This is a genomic window from Bradyrhizobium sp. NAS96.2 (genome assembly GCF_001908235.1).
In the GTDB taxonomy this organism is placed as follows: Bacteria; Pseudomonadota; Alphaproteobacteria; order Rhizobiales; family Xanthobacteraceae; genus Bradyrhizobium.
Window position 1 is genome coordinate 1 of record NZ_LGHK01000320.1, and the last position, 2,698, is coordinate 2,698.

Genomic DNA, 2,698 nt, shown 5'->3' on the forward strand with positions numbered 1-2,698 from the left:
GCCAGGCCCCATCACCTTCAAAACCGGCCTCGAACACTTCCACGCCGTCGCCCAAGGATGGAGCCTCAGAGATGTGTGCATGCCCTAGAGCGCAGGCCGGGACCCATAACCACCAATGCGCATTGTTGCATGCAGCTGGAACCACGAATCCCGTCCACAACATCCGCTGCGGAGTATGGGTCCCGGCCTGCGCCGGGACGACGATGTTGATGCAGCGCTGCGCTCCACACGTCCTAGCATCTACGCCTCAGCCGATTTGGCCCGCATCAGCAGCATGAATATCATCACGTGGCTCACCAGCAGCAACGGCACATACAGCGCCGGAATGTAGATGCCGGCGCCGAACAGGCCGGGATCCGCGTTCTTCGTCGCGCCCATGTAATAAGCGTTGAGAAGATCCAGCGTGCCCCAGATGTTGAACAGCCAGACGATCGGAAGGGCGATCGGCCAGCGCCACGACAGGGCCGCCATCGCGAGCAGCGCGAGGACAGCGGCGGTCAGATCGCCCCAGCCGACCGCGCCGGCAAACACCGGGTTCACCTCCGGCGACACGAAACCGGTGACCAGGAAGTTCATTCCGAGAAACCGGAAGGCATGGAAAGCGGCGAGCAGCCGGAGCGCCTCATGGCGCGGCATCGTGCGGAGCGCCGGCCAGACATAGGTCGCGGCCACCACGGCACTGGTCAGAAATGCTCCGGCGACGCTGAGGAGGAACGGAATGTTGAGACTGATCGGCACGGCTGGCTTCCTCTGTTGGTCGATCCGTTCGGGGAGGCCGAACCCGTCGACCGGGTTCGACCTCGGCTTGCGTTCAGGGCTTGGCGACCAGCAGGCGGAGCGGCAGCAGCGGGCCGACCGCGATGTAGTCGTGGTCCATGATGTCAAGTTTGGACAGCGGCAGGCGGTCCATGATCGCGTGCGCCTCCGTGGTGTCCTTCGCGTCGAGCAGGAAGACGACGCCGCGCCCGTCGGACCGCGAATACCATTCGCGCACCTTGCCACCGAGATAGAGTTGCACGGTCTGCCGGATTTCATCCGGCATCACGGCCATCACCTGTTCGCGGGTGACGCCCGGCTTGACGGTCAGGATGACGATCACGCCGGTGGTTATCGTGGGCACGGCTTGAGCTTGGGCTTGGGCTTGGGCGGGGGAGGGAGCGGTCATGGTGGTGGCGCCTGTCAAAGTGAGGGTGAGGGCAAGGAGGGTGTGACGGATCGTTTTCATCGGTCGCAGGTCTCCGTTCACGGCTGACGTCGTGATGTCGCGTCGATCAGCGCGCGTCGCGCTGTCGCTTCCGATCTAAGGCGGCTTTCCGTGGGCGACTATTCGCGATAAAGTTGACGGGCCATGAAGCAGAACTTCACAGTCCGGCAGGGGGCGCTCGACGGCGTGGAGGCGTTCCTCAGCGTCGCCCAGCACCGCAGCTTTCGCCGCGCGGCGACCGAGCTTGCCGTGACGCCGTCGGCGATCAGCCAGGCGGTGCGCGCGCTCGAGTCGCGCCTCGGCGCCGTGCTGTTCATCCGCACCACCCGCAGCGTCGGCCTCACCGAAGCCGGCGAGCGATTCCTGGCGCGCGCGCGGCCGGCGTTCGAGGAGCTGGTGGCGGCGAGCGGCGCCGCGCGCGAGCTCGGGCAGAAGCCGGCCGGGCTGCTGCGTCTCACCGTGCCGCGCTCGGTGGTGCCGATCCTGCTGGAGCCGCTGATCGCCTCATTCTGCAAGGCCTATCCCGAGATCGAGGTCGAGCTCGCCGCCAGCGAGGAGCTGGTCGATCTCGCCGCCGGCGGTTTCGATGCCGGCATCCGGATGGGCCAGTTCATCAACCCCGACATGGTCGCGGTTCGCCTGACCAAGCCGTTTCCTTTCGCCATCGTCGGCAGCCCGGATTATCTGGCGCGCCGCGGCCGGCCGAAGCGTCCGGACGATCTGCGCGATCACGCCTGCCTCAGGTTGCGCCGATCGAACGGCGGGCTGGCGCCGTGGTCGCTGAACGACAACGGCCGTTCGATCGATCTCGCCGTGTCCGGATCCTTCATCGGCCATGATTTCCCGACGCTGGTCGGCGCGGCGCTCGAAGGTGTCGGACTGGCGCAAGTGCCCGCGCCGCTCATATCAGGCGCCGTGAAGGAGAAGAAGCTCGTCCGCGTGCTGGATCAATTCGCGCCGACGACGCCGGGCGTGTTTCTCTACTATCCCGGCCACCGCCAGATCATGCCGAAGCTGCGCGCCTTCATAGACCACGTGAAGAGCCGGCCGGGGGCGGTGCGGTAGCTCGAATGTAGGATGGGTGGAGCGAAGCGATACCCATCATTCGGCCGCGGACACGAGTTGATGGGTTTCGCTGCGCTCTACCCATCCTACGAGACCGCGAGAACTCGAAGCTGTATCCCATCTTCAACTGTCATGGCCCGGCTCGATGTGCGGACCGGGCGATCCAGTACGCCGCGGCCTCTCCGCTCAAGCACGGACGTCTCTGGAATACTGGATCACCCGCTTTCGCGGGTGATGACACCGCGTTGTTTGACTTCTAGGAGCGAGAACCATCCCCATCGTCGTCCTGGCGAAACAGGCCGTGCAAAAACCACGCTCTGATGGTGGATTTTGGCGGCTGAGATTGATTCGGGGGGACGATGGGACACGTCATTGGGCGATCGCGGTATCAGGCGACGCTGTATCCCGAGACGCTGGACGAGGTGATCG

The 2,698-nt window shown here is 65.2% G+C and carries 3 protein-coding genes; 1 reads left to right on the forward strand and 2 read right to left on the reverse strand.

Annotation, left to right across the window (positions count from 1 at the left end):
• Positions 1 to 240: 240 nt before the first annotated feature.
• Together AC628_RS40680 and AC628_RS40685 are read right to left on the reverse strand one after the other, a co-directional pair.
• A complete protein-coding gene (locus AC628_RS40680) occupies positions 241 to 738 on the reverse strand; it encodes a DUF8737 domain-containing protein (RefSeq protein WP_074132420.1) in 498 nt (165 codons plus the stop codon).
• 73 nt (positions 739 to 811) lie between these two features.
• Positions 812 to 1,225, reverse strand: coding sequence for a hypothetical protein (locus AC628_RS40685; protein ID WP_245321590.1), 414 nt, complete (start codon positions 1,223 to 1,225; stop codon positions 812 to 814).
• Positions 1,226 to 1,348: 123 nt separating this feature from the next.
• Here AC628_RS40685 and AC628_RS40690 point away from each other — a divergent pair, with 123 nt between their 5' ends.
• Positions 1,349 to 2,269 carry a LysR family transcriptional regulator gene (locus AC628_RS40690; RefSeq protein ID WP_074132422.1) on the forward strand — a complete coding sequence of 307 codons (921 nt, stop codon included), beginning with the start codon at positions 1,349 to 1,351 and terminating at the stop codon, positions 2,267 to 2,269.
• The last annotated feature ends 429 nt before the right edge of the window (positions 2,270 to 2,698 follow it).

Coding starts and splice junctions, on each gene's coding strand:
- AC628_RS40690 (WP_074132422.1), top strand. CDS start 1,349: ATGAAGCAGAACTTCACAGTCCGGCAGGGGGCGCTCGACGGCGTGGAG.
- AC628_RS40685 (WP_245321590.1), bottom strand. CDS start 1,225: ATGAAAACGATCCGTCACACCCTCCTTGCCCTCACCCTCACTTTGACA.